The sequence below is a fragment of the Geobacter sulfurreducens PCA genome, assembly GCF_000007985.2.
Taxonomy (GTDB): Bacteria; Desulfobacterota; Desulfuromonadia; order Geobacterales; family Geobacteraceae; genus Geobacter; species Geobacter sulfurreducens.
Genome location: NC_002939.5, coordinates 2,189,012 through 2,207,567 on the forward strand (window position 1 = coordinate 2,189,012; position 18,556 = coordinate 2,207,567).

17 protein-coding genes are annotated in these 18,556 nt (G+C 60.4%); 6 read left to right on the forward strand and 11 right to left on the reverse strand.

Annotation, left to right across the window (positions count from 1 at the left end; translation table 11 throughout):
- Nucleotides 1–25 precede the first annotated feature (25 nt).
- The 8 genes from GS_RS10035 to GS_RS10070 form a co-directional block, all read right to left on the reverse strand.
- Nucleotides 26–1,327, reverse strand: a complete 1,302-nt coding sequence (locus GS_RS10035) for a DUF512 domain-containing protein (RefSeq protein WP_010942640.1) — start codon at nucleotides 1,325–1,327, stop codon at nucleotides 26–28.
- Nucleotides 1,324–2,436 (reverse strand): AI-2E family transporter, encoded by a 1,113-nt coding sequence (locus tag GS_RS10040; protein ID WP_010942641.1) that lies wholly within the window; start codon nucleotides 2,434–2,436, stop codon nucleotides 1,324–1,326. The genes GS_RS10035 and GS_RS10040 overlap by 4 nt, the downstream gene beginning before the upstream one ends.
- Before the next feature lie 36 nt (nucleotides 2,437–2,472).
- Complete coding sequence (hfq, locus tag GS_RS10045) at nucleotides 2,473–2,697, reverse strand: RNA chaperone Hfq (protein WP_010942642.1); 225 nt, start codon at nucleotides 2,695–2,697, stop codon at nucleotides 2,473–2,475.
- A 12-nt stretch (nucleotides 2,698–2,709) separates the two neighbouring features.
- Nucleotides 2,710–3,645, reverse strand: coding sequence for a tRNA (adenosine(37)-N6)-dimethylallyltransferase MiaA (gene miaA / locus GS_RS10050; protein WP_010942643.1), 936 nt, complete (start codon nucleotides 3,643–3,645; stop codon nucleotides 2,710–2,712).
- Nucleotides 3,646–3,653: 8 nt separating this feature from the next.
- Entirely contained in the window at nucleotides 3,654–5,474 is a 1,821-nt protein-coding gene (gene mutL / locus GS_RS10055; RefSeq protein WP_010942644.1) for a DNA mismatch repair endonuclease MutL, read from the reverse strand.
- Nucleotides 5,474–6,577 (reverse strand): NAD(P)-binding domain-containing protein, encoded by a 1,104-nt coding sequence (locus GS_RS10060; protein WP_010942645.1) that lies wholly within the window; start codon nucleotides 6,575–6,577, stop codon nucleotides 5,474–5,476. The genes mutL and GS_RS10060 overlap by 1 nt, the downstream gene beginning before the upstream one ends.
- Nucleotides 6,578–6,765: 188 nt before the next feature.
- Nucleotides 6,766–7,230, reverse strand: a complete 465-nt coding sequence (locus GS_RS10065; protein WP_010942646.1) for a hypothetical protein — start codon at nucleotides 7,228–7,230, stop codon at nucleotides 6,766–6,768.
- Between the two features lie 37 nt (nucleotides 7,231–7,267).
- Nucleotides 7,268–9,106 (reverse strand): UbiD family decarboxylase, encoded by a 1,839-nt coding sequence (locus tag GS_RS10070; RefSeq protein WP_010942647.1) that lies wholly within the window; start codon nucleotides 9,104–9,106, stop codon nucleotides 7,268–7,270.
- A 395-nt stretch (nucleotides 9,107–9,501) separates the two neighbouring features.
- On the opposite strand from GS_RS10070, the gene GS_RS10075 reads away from it, so the two are divergent.
- The 6 genes from GS_RS10075 (at nucleotide 9,502) to GS_RS10100 (ending at nucleotide 14,647) form a co-directional block, all read left to right on the forward strand.
- A complete protein-coding gene (locus tag GS_RS10075; RefSeq protein ID WP_010942648.1) occupies nucleotides 9,502–10,659 on the forward strand; it encodes an ABC transporter substrate-binding protein in 1,158 nt (385 codons plus the stop codon).
- Nucleotides 10,660–10,770: 111 nt separating this feature from the next.
- Nucleotides 10,771–11,637 (forward strand): branched-chain amino acid ABC transporter permease, encoded by an 867-nt coding sequence (locus GS_RS10080; protein ID WP_010942649.1) that lies wholly within the window; start codon nucleotides 10,771–10,773, stop codon nucleotides 11,635–11,637.
- A gap of 15 nt (nucleotides 11,638–11,652) precedes the next feature.
- Nucleotides 11,653–12,726 (forward strand): branched-chain amino acid ABC transporter permease, encoded by a 1,074-nt coding sequence (locus tag GS_RS10085; protein WP_010942650.1) that lies wholly within the window; start codon nucleotides 11,653–11,655, stop codon nucleotides 12,724–12,726.
- Between the two features lie 10 nt (nucleotides 12,727–12,736).
- Nucleotides 12,737–13,456 (forward strand): ABC transporter ATP-binding protein, encoded by a 720-nt coding sequence (locus tag GS_RS10090; RefSeq protein WP_010942651.1) that lies wholly within the window; start codon nucleotides 12,737–12,739, stop codon nucleotides 13,454–13,456.
- A 27-nt stretch (nucleotides 13,457–13,483) separates the two neighbouring features.
- Nucleotides 13,484–14,188 (forward strand): ABC transporter ATP-binding protein, encoded by a 705-nt coding sequence (locus tag GS_RS10095; protein WP_010942652.1) that lies wholly within the window; start codon nucleotides 13,484–13,486, stop codon nucleotides 14,186–14,188.
- Nucleotides 14,189–14,212: 24 nt separating this feature from the next.
- On the forward strand, nucleotides 14,213–14,647 hold the full coding sequence (locus GS_RS10100; RefSeq protein ID WP_010942653.1) for a CBS domain-containing protein: 435 nt from the start codon (nucleotides 14,213–14,215) through the stop codon (nucleotides 14,645–14,647).
- A gap of 120 nt (nucleotides 14,648–14,767) precedes the next feature.
- Here the strand turns inward: GS_RS10100 and nifS are convergent, their stop codons facing one another.
- From nifS to GS_RS10115, 3 genes are all read right to left on the reverse strand, one after another.
- On the reverse strand, nucleotides 14,768–15,943 hold the full coding sequence (nifS, locus tag GS_RS10105) for a cysteine desulfurase NifS (protein ID WP_010942654.1): 1,176 nt from the start codon (nucleotides 15,941–15,943) through the stop codon (nucleotides 14,768–14,770).
- Entirely contained in the window at nucleotides 15,940–16,797 is an 858-nt protein-coding gene (gene nifU, locus GS_RS10110; RefSeq protein ID WP_010942655.1) for a Fe-S cluster assembly protein NifU, read from the reverse strand. The genes nifS and nifU overlap by 4 nt, the downstream gene beginning before the upstream one ends.
- 155 nt (nucleotides 16,798–16,952) lie before the next feature.
- Complete coding sequence (locus GS_RS10115) at nucleotides 16,953–18,371, reverse strand: phosphoglucomutase/phosphomannomutase family protein (RefSeq protein WP_010942656.1); 1,419 nt, start codon at nucleotides 18,369–18,371, stop codon at nucleotides 16,953–16,955.
- Between the last annotated feature and the right edge of the window lie 185 nt (nucleotides 18,372–18,556).

The window sequence follows — 18,556 nt, forward strand, 5'->3', positions numbered from 1 at the left end:
TCCTGCTATCTGTTCCCTCTCCGGGTCAGGGGCGAAGAGCCCTAATCCCCTCCATCACCCCTGCTGGCGATGACGGGACCACAACAACCGGTACGCCGAGTCCCTGCTCCAGCGCGCCAATGGTCAGGTCGTCGAGAAACACACCCTCCCCCTCCTTCAGCATCACATCAGGGATCAGGACCCCATCGCCCAGATTCCTCCCCGCCAGTTCGGACAGAATATCGCGGCCGGCAACAAGACCGGTAACCGTGACCGACTCACCGAACAGCCGATTGGGAATCGCCACCGGCTGAAAAGTGATGCCGGTTCGGGCGGAGAGCCGTGCGAGAAAATCGGCCAGGTAGCGATAGGGTGAATGGCCGGTGACAACCGTGAGGGTACGAGGTTTCATGCGGCGGGCGCGGCGCAGCACCCGATCAGCTTCATCCATGAAGAGGGGAATCATCCCGACTCCATTCTCGATCTGGGGGAAGTCGCCATAAAAGTCCAGAGGAGGAAAGGGTGCGTCGGCCTTGATAAAAAACTCGTCCGCCAGGAAAAGGAACGGTTCGCCAAAGGCATCGGCGAGCCTCTGGGCCTCAGGCAGCCATTCGTAGATGAAGTCGCGCGCATAGTCGGCGCTGACCGGCTCCAGCAGGGGCAGGCGGTCCCGGTGCCGTGTGAGCCCCACCGGCACGATGGCCAGGGAAGCAACCCGGGGATACAAGGACGCGAGATCGGCAACGGTCCGCCGAAGGGCATCGCCGTCATTCCAGCCGGGGCAGAGGACCGCTTGGGTATGCATGGTGATGCGGGCCTCGGCGAGCCGGGTCATGATGTCGAGAATGGGAATGATGCCTTTTCTGCCGAGAAGACGCTCACGCAGGGCCGGATCGGTGGCATGCACGGAAATATAGAGGGGGGAGAGGCGCTGCTCGATGATGCGCTGCAGGTCTTCCTCACCAATGTTCGAAAGGGTGACGTAGTTGCCGTAGAGAAAGGAAAGCCGGTAGTCCTCATCCTTTACATAGAGCGGTCGACGAAGCCCCTTCGGCAGTTGGTGAACGAAACAGAACACACACCTGTTGCCGCAACGGGCCGGCTCGGGCGCGGCAAAAACGAGGCCCAGCGCTTCGTCGTCGTCCCGTTCGACCTCCACCTCCCACACTTCGCCGGAAGGCTTTACAATCTCCAAGAGAAGCTCTTCGCCGTCCGCATGAAAATTGTAGTCGACGATGTCGCGCAGGGGGCGGTTGTTGACGGCAACAAGACGGTCCCCCGGCTCGATCTCCAGCTCCGAGGCAATGCTGCCGGGGATGACGCTCTCTATCAGGAGCCCCCCGCTCATGGTCGCTCGAAGAACGGAGTGGCCCGGTACCACTCAACGCCATGCCGGAGCAGCACCTTGATGACTGCAGCCACGGGGACCGCCAGGAGCATGCCGAAGATGCCGAACCACTGGCCGCCGATGAAGAGGGCGAGGATAGCCACAACCGGATGGAGTCCCACGGTGTTGCCGACCACGGCCGGTGTGATGAGCGCCCCCTCGATGGCCTGGACAATGGCGAACCAGCCGAGGCAGAGGAGTGGATGGAGCATGTCGTGGAATTTGAGAAAAGCCATGATCATGGAAACCACGATGCCGAAGACGGTCCCCACGTAGGGAATGATGAAGAGGAACCCCGACAGGCTGCCGATGACGATGGCGAGGTCGATGCCGATCATGACGAGACCGATGCTGTAGAGCACCGCCAGAATGGCACAGACCGCCAGTTGCCCGCGCACGAATCCCGACAGGACACCGTCGATCTCGGAGCCCAGCATGGCTGCCCGGTCGCGGGCGCGGCCGGGGACGAGGGCCATGATCCCGTCCCTGAGCCGGGGCAGGTCGGCCAGGAAGTAGTAAAGATAGACTGGTGTAATAAAGTAGCCTGCCACTGTCAGGAGAAAGCCGAGGGTTGATGAAAAGGCGCGCTGGACCACGCCGAGTGCCCCCTTGACCAGGTCAAACGAGGCACCGCGCAGTTCGTCCACAAGGCTATCGATGCGCGCGTAGAGCTTGTCGGGGGTCTCGATCTCAAGATAGGCCTTGGCCTGGCCGGGAATGAGATCATAGAGCCGGGTGGCGTAGGCGGGCAGGTTTATCTCGACCCGAGCCACCTCCTTCTGGATGGAGACGGCGAAAAACGTAACGGCGCCCGCCGTAACCACAACGATGAGAGCCATCACCAGCAGCACTGCCGCAACGCGCGGAACCCGCCTGGCCTCCAGCCACGTCACCAGCGGATTCAGCACGTAGGCAAGAATCAGGGCCAGGAGCACCGGTAGAAAGGTCGAGCCGAGGGACCAGACGAGGAGAACACCCGCCAGGGCCAGGAGCCCGCACAGGATGTAGGGTAGTTTTTCTTTCAAGGAATCAACCAGGGGGAGATGAGTACGGCCGGTCCGGGAGACCACGGGAATCCGCGACGTCCCGGACCGGCGAACAGTGTGCTACTGGTGCAGCCTGAAGTGACCGTCCACGGAGGTAATGGAGGTAATGGCGTGCTTGTAGATGAGCATGTCACCCTGGATCTCCATGAGCACGGAAAAGTTGTCGAACGACTTGATGTATCCTTCTAGCTTCTCGCCCGACATGAGCCGCACGGCGACCTTGATCCGCTCCTTACGCGACTGGTTGAGGTACTGGTCCTGAATGTTGAATGGTGCTTTCGCCATAGTGCCGCTCCTTCATCCAAAAAATTTCATCGCAATGGTAGAGATACTATCAAAATTGGCCGGATATTCAACCCACTTTATTGCAGGATCCTTGCGAAACCACGTCAATTGCCTCTTTGCATAGCGGCGGGTGTTCCGTTGAACGAGTTCCCGCGCCTCGTCCAGCGAACAGGTTCCGGCCAGATACGCGCAGACTTCCTTGTAACCAATGGCCCCCATGGCCTTGAGGTCAGGCGAATAGCCCGCATTCAACAGACCGCTCACCTCCTCGACAAAGCCTTCAGCGAACATCCGGTTCACCCGCTCGTTGATGCGCCGGTAAAGATCGTCACGTTCCACGGAAATGCCTAATTTCAGGCAATCATAAGGCTCATCGGCGAAACGGTGCTCCTCCTGGAACTCCGAAAGAGGCTTCCCGGTCATTAGGAACACCTCCAGCGCCCTGACGATCCGGACCCGATCATTGGGGTGGAGCCGCGCCGCCGCGGCCGGATCCACCTGTGCCAGCCGGTCGTGGAGCGCAGCCGCCCCTTCGCTCCGGGCATCTTCCTCCAACTCGGCCCGGATCGTATCGTCAGCGCCGGGCGATGGGGCGAGCCCACCAATAAGGGTCTTGATGTAAAGTCCCGTCCCACCCACGAGAATGGGGCGCTTTCCCCGGCTGTGGATCTCGGTGATGACCCGCCCCGCCTCTCTGCGATAGTCGGCTGCGGTGAAGTTCACGTCCGGGTCGACGATGTCGTAGAGGTGGTGGGGAACCCGGGCCACGAGCTCCGGGGACGGCTTTGCCGTGCCGATGTCCATTCCCCGGTAGACCTGCATGGAGTCGGCATTCACCACGTCCCCGCCGCAGGCCTCCGCCAGCCGGACCGCAAGTTCTGACTTGCCCGATGCAGTCGGCCCCTGGATTATGACGAGTTTTGTCTTTGACCCGGCCTGATTGCCCATGATAGCGGTCACACTCTCTTGAACATCTTCTCCACCTCCCCCAGCGTAAGTCGCTGGAGGACGGGCCTGCCATGGGGGCAATTGGTGGAAAAGTCGGTGGCGTCCATATGGGCGAAGAGGGCCTCAATCTCGCCGGTGGTCAGGGGGTGCTCGCCCCGCACAACGCTGTGGCAGGCGACGCGGGTCAGGATATCCTCCACGGCATCGGCGATGCTGCGGCTGGCTCCGAGGGACTGGAGCTCCTCAAGGGTGTCGCGTAGCAGGCGCAGGTAGTCGGTGCCTGCCAGCAGGCGCGGAATCCCCTTTACGATCCAGGTAGTACCCCCGAAATCCTCTAGATCGAAACCGAGCCGGCCCAGTTCGCCGCCGTGTTCCCGCACCACCGCCGATTCCCGGTGAGACAGCTCCACGGTCTCGGGGAAAAGAAGCCCCTGCCCCTCGACCCGGCCGGCAGCGAACTGCGTCTTGAGGCGCTCGAAGGCGACCCGCTCGTGGGCCGCATGCTGGTCGATGATGACCAGATCAGAGCCATCCTGGCACAGGATGTAGGATGCGTTGTACTGGCCGATGACGGCAAGGGAAGAGAAATAGCCCCCGTGACGACGCACGGCCGTGTCGTCCAGCATCCGGCTGCCAGAATCGGGCAAAGGCGGCTCCCGATCCGGCTGCGGTGCGGGTTGTGGCGCGAAGAGCGGCCGATGGGGAGCCACGGCGGGACGGTAGTTTTCCAGAAGCTCCCGCACTTCTTCCACCTGACGAGCACCCGTGCCCTGAACGTATTGTTGCGGCCGGGGCACCGCCAGCGGCGCAGCAACGGGTGACTCGGAGCGGCGAATCCAGGGCGTGAGCCGGAGCGTCTCCTCCACGGCCCCCTGGATCACATCGTGCACGATCCCCTGCTGCCTGAAGCGGACCTCGTGCTTGGTAGGATGGACGTTCACGTCTACTTCGCCGGGAGAAACCTCGATAAAGAGAACCACCACCGGGTAGCGCCCCCGCTCCAGGAAGTTGCGATAGGCCTGGAGTATGGCGTGCTGCACGACGCGGTCGCGGATGAAACGACCATTGATGTAGGTGTAGAGGTGCGATGCCGCGGAACGGCTCACATCGGGGCGAGCCACGAGTCCGGTCACCCGCACCCCCTCGGTGGCCAGATCCACGGGGTGGAGGGCTGAGGCAACGGTCTTGCCCAGAAGTGCGGCCACCCGGTCCAGCAGGGTGCCGTCCAGGGCCCGGAACAGGGTCTTGCCGTCGCTCACGCAGGTGAAGCGAACCTCCGGGCGGGAAAGGGCCAGCCGGGTGACCAGGTCTGCCACGTGGCCCCCCTCGGTCTCAACACTCTTCATGAACTTGAGACGGGCCGGAGTATTGAAGAAGAGATTGCGGACCGAGACCACGGTCCCCTCGGCCATGCCGCAGGCCTTCACCTCGCGGATCTTTCCCCCTTCGGCGTAAATCTCGGTTCCTTCGATGCTCCCCCGCTCGCGGGTGGCGAGGGTGAAGCGGGAGACCGAGGCCACGGAGGGGAGCGCCTCTCCGCGGAAGCCGAGCGTGGCCAGGGAGAACAGGTCGTCGTCCGTGGCGATCTTGCTGGTGGCGTGACGCTCAAGGGCCATGAGGGCGTCTTCCCGCGACATGCCGCAGCCGTCGTCGGTGATCCGGATGAGGCGCCGCCCTCCCCCCTCGATCTCTACGATTATCTCGCCGCAGCCGGCATCCAGGGCGTTCTCCACCAGTTCCTTCACCACCGATGCGGGGCGTTCCACCACCTCGCCGGCAGCGATCTTGTTGGTGAGTATCTCGGGCAGTATCCTGATCCGGTGTGGCATCAGGCAAGCTTCCTCTTGACGGCTTCCACTACGTGGAAGGCATCGTTGATTGCGGTGTAGATCAGGTTGGGATGCTTCTCCTCCTGGATGCTGCCGCCGCAGATCTTCATAAACGAGGGTGAGATGGCGCCGCCGATGACGTAGACCCCCTTGCGGGTCGACTCGAACTCGGCGTTGAGCAGGATGAGCCGGTCCCCCTCTTTGGCCACGGTGCAGACTCCTTCGGCGCAGGCAATGGTCTGGACCCCGATCTTGTCGAAGATAGGAAGCGGTCCCTGGGAGCCGATGCAGGCAATGACGTTCTTCATGGGGAAGCTCATGGCATGGTAGATCTCGATGCCGTCGGGCTGGGTGAACTCGTTCACCCGGATTACGAGCCGGTCGACCCCCTCCTGGTCAACCTCGCCGATGCGGGGGATGGCGCCGGGAAGCAGCCTGATATTGCCACCCAGGAGGATCTCCTCCCCCAGGCGCTGGGCGGTCTCCTTGTTCACGTCGAATTTTTCCGCCACATGGGCCCAGTAGACCGACTGGGTGTCCCCGGCCTCGCGTTTGGCCCTGAGGATGGAAATGATTACGTCCGCCGCCGTGTTGCCGCCGCCGATGACCAGGGTCCGGGCCCCCACGTACTTCTTCGGGTCATCCAGGGTCTTGGCCACCATCTTGGCATCGCCGTAGACCGAAAGTTCCCGGGGAATGCTGCTGCCGAAGGCCAGGACCACCTTGCGGGCGGCGAAATTCCCCACAGAGGTCTGGACGATGAGGTGATCGCGGGCGTCCTTTAGGTCCTCGAACTGGACCTCGGTCCGGATATTCAGGTTCTCGTGCTGGACGAAGTGCTGCACATACTGGATGTACTTTTCCACGGCCACCGGCTTGTCGGGGGGGCGGAGCTCTTCAACCAGGAACGGCTCGGGGCTCTCCTTGGGCCGCGACGGGTAGACGTTCTTCCCTTCGGGGTAGGTGTTGGTGATTCCCTGAAAAACACTCTTCCCCTGTTCGATGAGGAGATAGGAGAGATCGTTTCTGTGACACAGGTAGGCACAGGCGATCCCTGCCGGACCGCCCCCCACGATGAGGACGTCATACATCTGCTGTTCCATTGCACCTCCACCGGCCAGGGTGCACCCTCGGCCAAAAGCAAAAACCCCCGGAGGAACTCCCCGAGGACTTTTGACGATACCCCGTTTTGGCCGCTGCGTCAATCGACTGAATTGGGCGTCAAGGGACGGCTTCCGTCAGCAACCGTCTCCGTCCGCCCGGATGCGTTTCCGGCTGTTCAGACAGCGGCTCAGGGTGTCCGCTGGTAAATTTTCCTGGGTATGCGCTGGAAATTGTATTTGGAGAGGGTGAGGACATCATTCATGGGGAGCTTCCAGATACCGTCGATCCGTCGCAGGTGGAAATCGCGGGTAACGAACCTGGTCCCTACCCCTTCCACCTCGAAGCCGACCTTGGCATTGATGACCACATAGTCGGCATCACGGGCCGCTACGGATACATCCTGAAGCTTTTCCCAGCAGCAAGCCGGGACCCGGGAAGCGTAGACCATGCGCTCGGCAAAGTAGTCCCATCCCCATGCCGCCGGATGATCGAGGCGCTCGTACAGCCGTTCCAGATCCTCCGCCCGCCACAAGTCGAGAATCTGCTCAAACGCGATTCGCGCGTCGGTCGTCACTTGGTGGGCAGTGAAGGCCATCGAGCGCCATGGACCCAGCAGAAGAAAGAGAATCGCCATACAGAGGTATCGCGCCACGAAACACCTCCCGCCATGAACAGCCATCGAACGCTGCTCAGATGATGCCGTGCAACGGACCTCCGGGAGCACCAAGCTCATCGACCCGTCGTTCAATCTCGGGGACATCCTCCAGGGGCGGCGCATGGTGCGGCTTGATGCGGGCATCGATGACCAATGCGCCGTCGCACCCCCAGTGTTTGCAGCGGACCGAGGCGCCGATGCCGTGGATATCCGCTGCAGGATTGGAGCGGGTAAAGGTAACCCAGAGGAAATTATTGAGGGTCCGGGCGGCAAAATCGCTGTCGTCCACGATGACCACCAGGGGAAAGCGGTTCAGAGGATCGTCGACGGAAATGCCGGCGCAGAAGCGCTCCATGTCCGGGGTAACGCAGTCGCGGTAGCCGGGGAAGGCGGGGCCTTGCACTGCCAGAACGCCGGGGAAGCAGACCCGGGGCGCGCTAAACCCGTCGGGAAGGCGCAGCCCGACGGGCAGCTCGCCGGGCAGCTCGCGCCTGGGAGAACCTGCCGCCGCCACGATGACCTTTGACCCCTCGTTCAGGCCTGTACCCGAATAATCGAGTGTGTCGATGGTGGTGCGGGTATGGAAGTGAAGGTCACGGCGCCAGTCGGCCCGCTCCAGGGTAAAGCGGATAAAACCGTCAATGTCGTGGATGTCGGGGGGCTCATCCTCATGGGGAGCAATGAAGAGGTACTTTGCCAGAGAGAGTTGACCATTGCCCAGGATGGCGCTGGCAATGGTGAGAAGTTCCCGGGGTGTGCGTTCCTCTTCATAGGGAACGTAGCGTTCTGAGCCCACGGCCAGCAGCAGGGGATGGACCCCGGCCGCGTCCACGGCATGAACCGCCTTCACGCCGGGAAGCACTTCGGGGATCAGGGCGCCGGTCAGCTCATGGATAAAGGCGCCGAAGGTGGTGTCCTCCTGGGGAGGGCGGCCGACGGTGGTATAGGGCCAGATGGCGTCGGCACGATGGTACACGTTCTCGACCGTGAGAACCGGGAACGGATGGGCGAGGCTGTAATACCCCAGGTGATCGCCGAAGGGGCCCTCGGGGAGCGTCCGGTTCGGGTCGATGGTGCCGGTGATGACGAAATCCGCCTCGGCCGGAAGAGGAAGACGGTCGGGGCGGCAGATCATGTCGATGCGGCGGCCGGCCAGGAGTCCGGCAAAGGAAAGTTCCGGCAGCCCCTCGGGGAGCGGCATGACTGCCGCCACGGCCATTGAAGGTGCCCCGCCCACGAAGACGCTCACCTTCAGGGGCTCACCCCGGGCGATCGCCTCAGCATGGTGGACACCGATGCCGCGATGGATCTGGTAATGAATTCCGACCTCCTGGTTCGGCGCATACTCGTTCCCCGAAAGTTGAACGCGGTACATTCCCAGGTTGGAGAAGCGGAAGCCGGGACGGGACGGGCTTTCGGAATAAACCTGGGGCAGCGTCACAAAGGGACCACCGTCCCGGGGCCAGGAAACCAGGGAGGGGAGTTGGTCAAGGGTTGTGTGATTGGCGAGAATCGGCCCGTCCGACACGTGGCGCGGCAGAAGGTGGAGTGCCGCCCGGGGAATGCCGAGATGGCCAAGGGGGTCCCTCAAAAACGCCGTGGGATTGATCTTGAGAGCCACGAGACGTTCAATAACGCGCAGGGTGTCTCGGAAGATGAAGGTAGTGCGGTCCATGGTGCCGAACAGGTTCCCCAACAGGGGAAAGCGGCACCCCTTCGCCCGGGTGAACAGAAGGGCCGGCCCCTCCGCATGGTAGACGCGGCGCTGGATGGCGCCGATTTCGAGGTACGGATCGGTTTCCACGTCGATCCGGATCAACTGGCCGGTCCGTTCCAGCTCCTTCACACATTCCTGCAGATTGCGATAGCCCATGCCCCGCAGATCCTCCCCAATTGACCGCTCAGCCATGCAGGCAGTCGGTGATAAGCATGCATCCGCACTCTAACTATGCCCAGTGCTCAAGTCAACGGTGATAGTAACAACTGGCCAATTTTAGCCACCGGAAGATGGCCAATTTCAGCCACCAACTCATCGCTCGACACTCAAAAGGTTGTTATTTATCTGCCCGACTACGGCAATTCGGCATGTTACAAACCGTTTACGGGATGGCACTGTAGTTGCTTAAAATAAAACAATATCTCACGTCACGAAAAGCCGGTCAGAGAGCAGATTTGCCCCAGTTATACCCGAACTGGGCGTTCTGGAAATGTATTTTTGAAGTGTTATTATAAAGTATTGTCAGTCACTACCCACCAAGGAGGCAGAACATGATGAAGAAGCTTGTCTCATGCGTCCTGGCAGCCGCATTGGCCATTCCCGGCCTTGCCATGGCAGCCAACGTAAAGATCGGGGTCATCAACTCCATGACCGGCCCCGAGGCCCCCATCGGCGAGAACCTGACCAACGGCATCAAGCTTGCCCAGGAGGATTTGAAAAAGAAAGGAATCAACGCCGACCTCGTCTGGGAAGACGACACCGGTAAGCCCCAGATTGCCATGAGCGCAATGGAAAAGCTCGCCACCCGCGACGGCGTGGCCGGCGTAGTCGGCCCTTACACCTCCGCCTGCTCCAACGCCGTATCGAAGCTTGCCGAGCGCTACAAAGTGCCCCTGCTCGTGCCCGCTGCCGCCAAGGAAGAAATCACCCGCCAGGGTCTCAAGTGGGTCTACCGCTTGAATGCCCCGGCCGACCAGTATGCGGCGAGCCTCATCGACGCTGCCACCGGCCTCGGCAAGCCCAAGACCATCGCATTCATCTATGAGAACACCGATTTCGGCACCTCCACGGTCAAGACCGCCAAAGAGTACGTGGCCAAGAAAGGCATCCAGGTGGTTGCCGATGAGCCCTACTCAAAGGGATCTCCCGACTATCGCTCGACCCTGACCAAGGTCAAGGCCAAGAACCCCGATCTGGTCTTCATGGTTTCCTATGTGGCAGATGCCATCCTTCTCATGCGCCAGTCCCGTGAAATCGGCCTGAAGCCCCAGGCGTTCCTGGGCGGCGGCGCCGGCTTCACCACCGTGCAGTTTGCGAACGAGAAGCAGATTTCCAACTACGTCCTTTCCTGCACCCAGTGGACTGATGACGTGAACTGGCCGGGAGCCGCGGACTTCGCCAAGCGTTATAAGGCCAAGTTCGGCAAAGAGCCCACCTACCACGCCGCCTGCGCCTACGAAGCCATGATGATCATGGCCCAGACCGCGGCCGCTGCCAACGGTGACCGAGAAAAGACTCGCGCCGGGCTCAAGGCCGGCAAGTGGAACGGCATCATGGGTGAGGTCAAGTTCGAGGACTACGCCGGATTCACCAACCAGAACAACCACCAGATGCTGGTTCAGCAAATCCTGAACGGCAAGTACGAGACGGTCTACCCGGCCAAGTTCGCCACCAAGAAGGCCGTGTATCCGTTCCCCGGCTGGAAATAGTCTGAAGGACCACTGAGGCAGGTCAAGGGTCAAGGGCCGGAATGGAGGTTTTCCATCGTTCCGTCCCTTGACCCTTGATGCGTGAACCAGATTTTTTACCCGGAGCTATCCATGACCATTTTCCTCCAATCGCTCATCAGCGGCATTCTGATCGGCGGCGTCTACGCCCTGATCGGCATAGGACTCACCATCATCTTCGGTGTCATGCGGGTCATCAACTTCGCCCACGGCGACATCATGATGATCGGCATGTACCTGACCTATAACTTCTTCTCCCTGGCGGGGGTCGATCCGTTCGTCTCCATCGCCCTCACCATCCCGCTCATGTTCCTCTTCGGAGCCATTCTCCAGAAAACATTCATCAACCGCGTGCTCGGAGCCCTGCCCCAGAACCAAATACTGCTTACCATCGGCCTGGGACTGATTATGAGCAACACGATGATGTTCATCTATACCTCCGACTACAAGATCCTGACTACATCTTATTCGTCGAGCAGCTTCAATATCGGCACCATCTCCATTTCATGGCCGCTGGCCATCTCTTTCCTGATCACCGCGGCGATAACGCTGCTCCTGTACTGGTTCCTGATGAAGACCGACACGGGTCAGGCGATCCGGGCAACGGCCCAGGACCGGGAAGCGGCCCAGCTCATGGGGATCAACGTGAAGCGGATGTCAATCCTGGCCTTCGGCATGGGTGCGGCCCTGGCCGGCACGGCTGGTGCGCTCATCTCCCCTACCTACTACATCTTCCCCCAGATCGGGAGCACCTTCACCCTCAAGGCATTCGTCATCACGGTTCTCGGGGGAATGGGGAGCATCGTGGGGGCCACCATCGGCGGCGTCATCATCGGGGTGGCGGAGTCCCTCGGGGCCGTCTACATCTCCTCCGGCTGGAAGGACGTGGTCGTGTTCGTCCTCTTCCTCCTGGTGCTTCTCTTCAAGCCGGCGGGTCTGCTCGGCAAATCCAAAATGTAGCGGGGTCCGACTGACATGAGACAGATCAATGCTCTGATAACCAATACGCGGGGGGCCTCGCCGGTGTCGATCATCCTCGGGGTGGTCATCCTCGCGGGCCTATTCCTCTTTCCCAAAGCAGTGGAGAGCCCCTACGCCCTTCACATCATGATCCTCTTCTTCCTCAGCACCATCATGGGGGAGAGCTGGAACATCGTCGGCGGCTACACGGGACAGTACTCAGTGGGCCATGCCGCCTATTTCGGGGCCGGCGCCTACACCACCATGGTTCTGATGCAGTTCAAGCAGATCCCCCCTTGGTACGGGATGATTGCCGGCATCGCAGTGGCGCTGGTGGTTTCCCTCATCATCGGCAGCATCTGCTTCCGACTCCGGGGACCCTATTTTGTTCTCGCGTCCATTGCCGTGGCCGAGATTATGCGCCTCTGCGCCATGAATCTGAAGGACCTGACCAACGGTGCCGAAGGTATCCTGGCCACAGACATCCCCCCTTTCACCCTGGGTGGGACGGTAATCACCGACTTTCTCTCCAAGGTCCCCTTCTACTACATCGGCCTGGTGATCGCCATCCTGACCATCGCAGTCACCTATCTGGTGCAGCACTCCAAACTCGGCTACTACTTCCAGGCCATCCGCGAAGACCAGGATGCGGCCCATTCTCTCGGGATCAACCTCTCTATCTACAAGAACATCGCCCTGGCCATCTCGGCGGTCTTCACGTCGCTGGCAGGCAGCTTCTACGCCATCTACATCGGCTTTATCGACCCCCCTACAGTGCTCGCCCTGGACATCTCGGTTCAGATCGTTCTTATCTGCATCATCGGCGGCATCGGCACCATCTGGGGACCGGTGGTGGGGTCACTGGTGCTGGTACCTCTCTCCGAAGCCCTGCGCAGCAACCTGATCGCCCAGGGAATATTCAAGATCGGCCTGGCCAGCGAGGAGTCCGGAGTCGGGATCTTCCTCAAGGACCACCTGGCCCACGCCCACGCCCTGATCTACGGTATCCTGGTCGTAGTGGTCATCCTCTTCATGCCCGACGGCGTCCTGGGCTACGTCAAGAAACTCACCAAGAAAAAGGCGATGTGAGGTCAATCCCATGGCGATACTGGAAATAAAGCACGTCAGTAAATTCTTCGGCGGTCTCGCCGCTAACTCGGACGTCTCCTTCTCCATGGAGGAGGGGATGATCATGGGGCTCATCGGCCCCAACGGCGCCGGCAAGACCACCCTGTTCAACTGCATTACCGGCTACTACCCCCCGTCGCGGGGGGATGTGATCTTCGACGGCAGGAAACTCAACGGCATGGAGCCCGACAAGGTCTGCAAACTCGGCATGGTCCGCACCTGGCAGAAGGTCCGTCCCCTGGCCAAGCTCTCGGTGCTCGACAACGTCATGGTCGGCGCCCTCTGCCGGACCGGCTCCCTCAAGGTTGCCCGCGAGATTGCCCACGAGCAGCTCAAGGTGGTGGGACTGGATAACAAGTCCAACTTCCTCGCCGGCGGGCTCCCCATCGGCGAGCGAAAAAAGCTGGAGGTAGCCCGCGTTCTTGCCACCCAGCCCAAAATGCTGCTCCTTGACGAGGTTATGGGAGGACTGAACCCGGCCGAAAGCGAAGAGATCATCCAGCTGATCCTCGACATCAAAGAGCGCGGCGGGATCACCCAGATGGTCATCGAGCACGACATGAAGGCGATCATGAGGATCTCCGAACGCATCGTGGTCCTCAACTCAGGGGAGAAACTGGCAGAAGGAACGCCGGAGGAGATCGTCAACAACCAGGCGGTGGTTGAGGCCTACCTGGGCTCCGAGCACTGATTTCACTGTTCTGACAAAGGATATGCCATGCTCAAGATAGAAAAACTCAATTTCAGCTACGGAGACCTCAAGGTCCTCTGGGATATCGACCTGGAGGTCAAGCAGGGTGAAATCGTCACCGTTGTCGGCTCCAACGGCGCCGGCAAGTCCACCACACTCAAGAACATTTCGCGGCTCGTGAAACCCGACTCGGGCACCCTCACCTTCAACGGCACAGATCTCACCAAACTGGAATCCCACGAGGTGGTGGCTCAGGGAATCGTCCAGGTACCCGAGGGGCGGAAGATCTTCCCGGAAATGACAGTTCTCGAAAACCTGCGGATGGGCTCCTATCTCAAGAGTACCCGCGGCGACCGGGAGGCCAACGTGGACCGGGTCTTCGGCCTCTTCCCCCGGCTCAAGGAGCGGGCAAAACAGCTGGGCGGCACCATGAGCGGCGGCGAGCAACAGATGCTCGCCATTGCACGGGGGCTAATGACGAACCCCAAGCTTCTGCTGCTGGACGAGCCGTCCCTCGGTCTCGCGCCGCTCCTGGTCAAGTTCATCTTCGAGATCATCACCGAGATCAACAAACAGGGGGTCACCATCCTCCTCGTGGAGCAGAACGTCTTCCAGTCGCTCAGAATCGCCCACAGGGCCTATGTTCTGGAGACCGGCAGGGTTGTCCTCTCCGGCACCGGTGAGGCTCTCCTGAACGACGAACATGTGAAGAAAGCATTCCTGGGAATGTAGAGGCAACCATAGGAGGATACTGACATGACTAAAGTAGGAACCTGGATGACGAAGAATCCCGTCACCATCGAAAAGGACGCCACAGTCATTGAGGCGGTCCATCTGATGAAGGAAAAGAGCATCCGCCGGTTGCCGGTAATGGACAAGGAAACGATCGTGGGAATCCTCACCGAGAAGATGGTGGCCGATTTCAGACCGTCCAAGGCCACGTCGCTGGATACCTGGGAGGTCCACTACATTCTTTCCAAAACCTCGGTCACCGAGGCCATGAATCCGAAACCCTACAAGGTAAAACCCGACACCGATCTGACCGAGGCGGCCCAACTTCTCCACGATCGCAAACTCAATGGCGTCCTGGTGGTGGACGACAACGACCGGCTGGTCGGAATCCTCACCGTCACCAACGCTCTTGAGGCACTGATCGAGATCTGCAAGGACCCGGATGCCTGCAAGAAATAAGTCGGCACCCTGGGCTCACGGCCCGGACTGGCCAGACAACTCACAAACCGCTTGAAAAGGAAAAAGGGGACACGTCAGTGACGGCCCCCTTTTTCCTTTTCTTCTGTAATGTCGGTCGGTTCAGGCGTTGAGAAACTCCCGACCAAAGGGCGACATTTCCCGCAACCGACGGATGATGGGCGGCAACTCGCGGATTATGGTGTCGATCTCTTCGTCCGTGGTGTAACGAGACAACGAGAATCGGATGGAACCGTGGGCACAGGTAAACGGAACCCCCATGGCCCGCAGCACGTGGGACGGCTCAAGGGAGCCGGAGGTGCAGGCGCTCCCCGACGATGCACAAATCCCCTTCTCGGACATCAGCATAAGGATCGCCTCCCCTTCCACAAACTCGAAGGCAATGGAGAGGGTATTGGGGAGGCGCTCAGCTTCGCCCCCGTTGATCCTGGCCCGGGGGATCAGTTCGAGCAGCGCTGCCTCGAGCCGGTCGCGCAGGGCCTTGACCCGCGTATTTTCGTCTTCCATCCAGTGTCCTGCCAGTTCGCATGCCTTGCCGAGCGCGATGATGCCTGCGGTATTTTCGGTGCCGGCCCGGCGACTGTGCTCCTGGTGCCCGCCGACCATGAACGGCCTGAACGGTACCCCTTTGCGCAGGTAAAGAACCCCCGTACCCTTAGGAGCATGGAGCTTGTGTCCCGAAATGGAAAGCATGTCGATGGACGACGTGGCCATGTTGATGGGTATTTTCCCCACGGCCTGAACCGCGTCGGTATGGAACAGCGCCCCCTTTCCTTTCTCCTTGACGATCCGGCTGATCTCCTCAACCGGGAAGATCACGCCTGTTTCGTTGTTGGCCCACATAACTGATACCACGACGGTATCCTCGTCAATCGCGCTCCGCAGTTCATTCAGGTCAAGCCGGCCTTCCCCGTCAACACCCAGTTCGGTGACCCGGTACCCCCGCTTTGACAGGTTGCGGCAGAGGGTAAGGACTGCCGGATGCTCCACACGGGTGGTAATGATGTGGCGGCGCTCCGGGAAAACTTCAAGGGCCGAACGGATGGCCGCGTTGTCGCTCTCGGTACCACAGGCGGTGAAGATGATCTCTTCGGGCAGGGCGCCCAGGAGCGCTGCGACCCGATTCCGGGCCTCGTCCACCTTCCTCTGGACCTGACCGCCGAAATAGTGCATGGAGCTGGGGTTGCCGTAGAGGTCACAGAAATAGGGACGCATCTCCTCGAAAACAGCCTCGTCCACCTTGGTGGTGGCGTTGTTGTCCAGGTAGATCTCCTTCATCCCTCCACCTCCGTGACAGTGATATCCTCGGCCACAAGCTCGCGCAGCTTCATCTCGACGAACTTGGCGGTATTGCCCGAAGCGGCGCACCCGGCACACGCTTTGCGGAATGCAATCTGCACTTCGCTGCCGCTAATATCTATCAACTCAAGATCTCCGCCATCGGCCCAGAGCTGAGGGCGAATCTCCTTCTCCAGGGTCTCCTGGATAAGCTGCATCTTGCGAAGGTTGGTCAGCTTCTCGGGCCGCTTGTGTTCTTCCGCTGGTTTGGCGCCCAGAACCTCATTGATGATCTCCTTGATTTTAGGGATACATCCGCCGCATGCTCCGCCGGCCTTGGTGAAATGGGTCACCTGCTCGGCAGTGGTCAGCTTGTTCGTCTCGATCACCTTGCGCAGGAAGACATCGGTCAGACCGAAGCACTTGCAGACAATCTCACCCTCGGCCTCCTCGTGACCGTGGTCATGGTGAGTCGGAACCGGACCGCCGCGGAACTTGGCAATTGCCACCTCGAGGGCCTCTTGCCCCATGACCGAACAGTGCATCTTCTCCTCGGGAAGCCCTCCCAGAAACTCGGCGATCTCCTGATTGGTGGTTGCCAGGGCCTCGTCGAGGGTCTTTCCTTTTATGATCTCGGTCAGGGCCGACGACGATGCAATGGCGCTGGCGCAACCGAAGGTCTGGAATTTGGCATCGACGATCTTCTCCTTGGCCTCGTCAAGTTTGATATAGAGCTTGAGCGCATCGCCACAGGCAAGGCTTCCCACCTCGCCCACCGCATCCGCATCGGGTATCTCTCCAACGTTTCTGGGATTCAGGAAGTGCTCCCGAACCTTCTCAGTGTAATCCCACATGGATTCCTCCTCGGATTGTAGTCATCGCTTCATAATACTATAGCAAAATTGTCAGGTATTCAATACTCCGTTTTCACCCGGCAAAGAAAAAGGCGCCCCGCCGCCTTGGGCGGATGGGCGCCGTTGCACCGTCCGTCTGTCTGTTCGTCTGCTGATTAGCCGAGGATGAACTGTTTCCCGGCAGCCATGACCGCCGCGAGCTTCTCCTCGCTGGACGCCTCGGCGTACAGGCGAACCACCGGCTCGGTCCCTGATTTGCGGAACAGCAGCCAACTGTCGTCCTCAAGGATGAACTTGCTGCCGTCCACGGTAACCTTTTGCGTCACCTTCAGGCCGGCAAAGGAATCGGGCGCCTGGCGCTGCTTTTCGGCGTAGCCCTCTTCCACGGCGGGAGAAAGGGTAATGTTCTCCCGTTTTGTCACAAAGGTGCCGACCTCCTCATAGAGCCTTGCCAGCAGAGCCTTCACGGACAGCCCTTCCCTGGCAACCATTTCGGCAACCAGGAAACAGGCGAGAATACCATCCTTCTCAGGCACGTGTCCCTTAATGGAAAGGCCGGCGCTCTCCTCTCCGCCGATAATGATCCGGTCCTGGCTGATCAGTTCGCCGATATACTTGAAGCCCACCGGCGTCTCGATAACTTCGATGCCGTGCTTCTTAGCCACCGCATCCACAAGGTGGGACGTTGCCACGCTGCGGGCCACCGCGCCGGTCATTTTCCTGACCCGGACCAAATAGTCGAACAGCAGAGCAATGATGTAATTCGGCTCAATGAAGGTACCGTCGCCGTCCACAATACCGAAGCGGTCGGCGTCGCCGTCGGTGGCGATCCCCAGCCTTATGGCCGGGTCATCTTTCACGAGCCGGATGAAATCCTGGATGTACTTCTCGGACGGTTCGGGCGGAAAACCTCCGAAGTAGGGATCGCGATGCATGTTGATCGCCTTCACGTCCAGTCCCCGAGTTATGAGGGGCTCTTCCAGATACCCCCGGCCGGTCCCGTAGAGAGCGTTCACGGCAACGGAACCGACACGACCGATGGCGTCGAAGTCGACCTTTGACTCCAGGGCCTTCAGGTACTCCTCCCGGGGGTCGATCTCTTCCAGCAGCCCCGCCTTCACCGCCTCGTCAAGGGCCATCTCCCGGTAGCAGACCTCGCCCATCATTTCGTTGGCCCGGCGCTCAATGTCGCCGGTCGTCTCGGGCAGCGCCGGTCCGCCCCAAGACGGAGAAAACTTGATGCCGTTGTATTCGGGCGGGTTATGGCTTGCGGTAAAGTTGACTGCTCCAGCAGTACCGCGGCGCAGAATCTCGAAGGAAATTACCGGGGTAGGCGTGTCGCGCCGGCAGAAATAGGCCTTGACGCCGGCACCGGCCAGCACGCGGACCGTTTCCTTGGCGAAACGCTCTCCCATGAATCGGGTGTCATAGGCGACGATGATCCCCTTGTCCTGTTCGCCTATTGCTTTCACATGGTCGGCAATGGCCTGACTCACCACCTTTACGTTCTCGAAGGTGAAATCTTCGCAGAGAATGCCACGCCAACCGGAAGTGCCGAAGGTAATGCGATGCATGAAGTCCCTCCCCTGGGAGCATGGCCGCCACCGAGCCGTGGAGACCGTGATTAACCGGCCACCAAAGGGTAATACATACCCCGTGGGGAGTCAACCCTGCGACCGGAGTGGCCTCATTGATTTGCATATGCGGCCCCGAGGGACCGGGTCGCCAGGGGTATGTCCGAAAGGCTTCGCGATCCCTG

What these genes read in the sequence shown, in the direction of transcription:
- GS_RS10035 (WP_010942640.1), bottom strand. Translation starts at nt 1,327, where the DNA reads ATGAGCGGGGGGCTCCTGATAGAGAGCGTCATCCCCGGCAGCATTGCC.
- hfq (WP_010942642.1), bottom strand. Translation starts at nt 2,697, where the DNA reads ATGGCGAAAGCACCATTCAACATTCAGGACCAGTACCTCAACCAGTCG.
- miaA (WP_010942643.1), bottom strand. Translation starts at nt 3,645, where the DNA reads ATGGGCAATCAGGCCGGGTCAAAGACAAAACTCGTCATAATCCAGGGG.
- mutL (WP_010942644.1), bottom strand. Translation starts at nt 5,474, where the DNA reads ATGCCACACCGGATCAGGATACTGCCCGAGATACTCACCAACAAGATC.
- GS_RS10060 (WP_010942645.1), bottom strand. Translation starts at nt 6,577, where the DNA reads ATGGAACAGCAGATGTATGACGTCCTCATCGTGGGGGGCGGTCCGGCA.
- GS_RS10070 (WP_010942647.1), bottom strand. Translation starts at nt 9,106, where the DNA reads ATGGGCTATCGCAATCTGCAGGAATGTGTGAAGGAGCTGGAACGGACC.
- GS_RS10075 (WP_010942648.1), top strand. Translation starts at nt 9,502, where the DNA reads ATGATGAAGAAGCTTGTCTCATGCGTCCTGGCAGCCGCATTGGCCATT.
- GS_RS10080 (WP_010942649.1), top strand. Translation starts at nt 10,771, where the DNA reads ATGACCATTTTCCTCCAATCGCTCATCAGCGGCATTCTGATCGGCGGC.
- GS_RS10085 (WP_010942650.1), top strand. Translation starts at nt 11,653, where the DNA reads ATGAGACAGATCAATGCTCTGATAACCAATACGCGGGGGGCCTCGCCG.
- GS_RS10090 (WP_010942651.1), top strand. Translation starts at nt 12,737, where the DNA reads ATGGCGATACTGGAAATAAAGCACGTCAGTAAATTCTTCGGCGGTCTC.
- GS_RS10095 (WP_010942652.1), top strand. Translation starts at nt 13,484, where the DNA reads ATGCTCAAGATAGAAAAACTCAATTTCAGCTACGGAGACCTCAAGGTC.
- GS_RS10100 (WP_010942653.1), top strand. Translation starts at nt 14,213, where the DNA reads ATGACTAAAGTAGGAACCTGGATGACGAAGAATCCCGTCACCATCGAA.
- nifS (WP_010942654.1), bottom strand. Translation starts at nt 15,943, where the DNA reads ATGAAGGAGATCTACCTGGACAACAACGCCACCACCAAGGTGGACGAG.
- nifU (WP_010942655.1), bottom strand. Translation starts at nt 16,797, where the DNA reads ATGTGGGATTACACTGAGAAGGTTCGGGAGCACTTCCTGAATCCCAGA.
- GS_RS10115 (WP_010942656.1), bottom strand. Translation starts at nt 18,371, where the DNA reads ATGCATCGCATTACCTTCGGCACTTCCGGTTGGCGTGGCATTCTCTGC.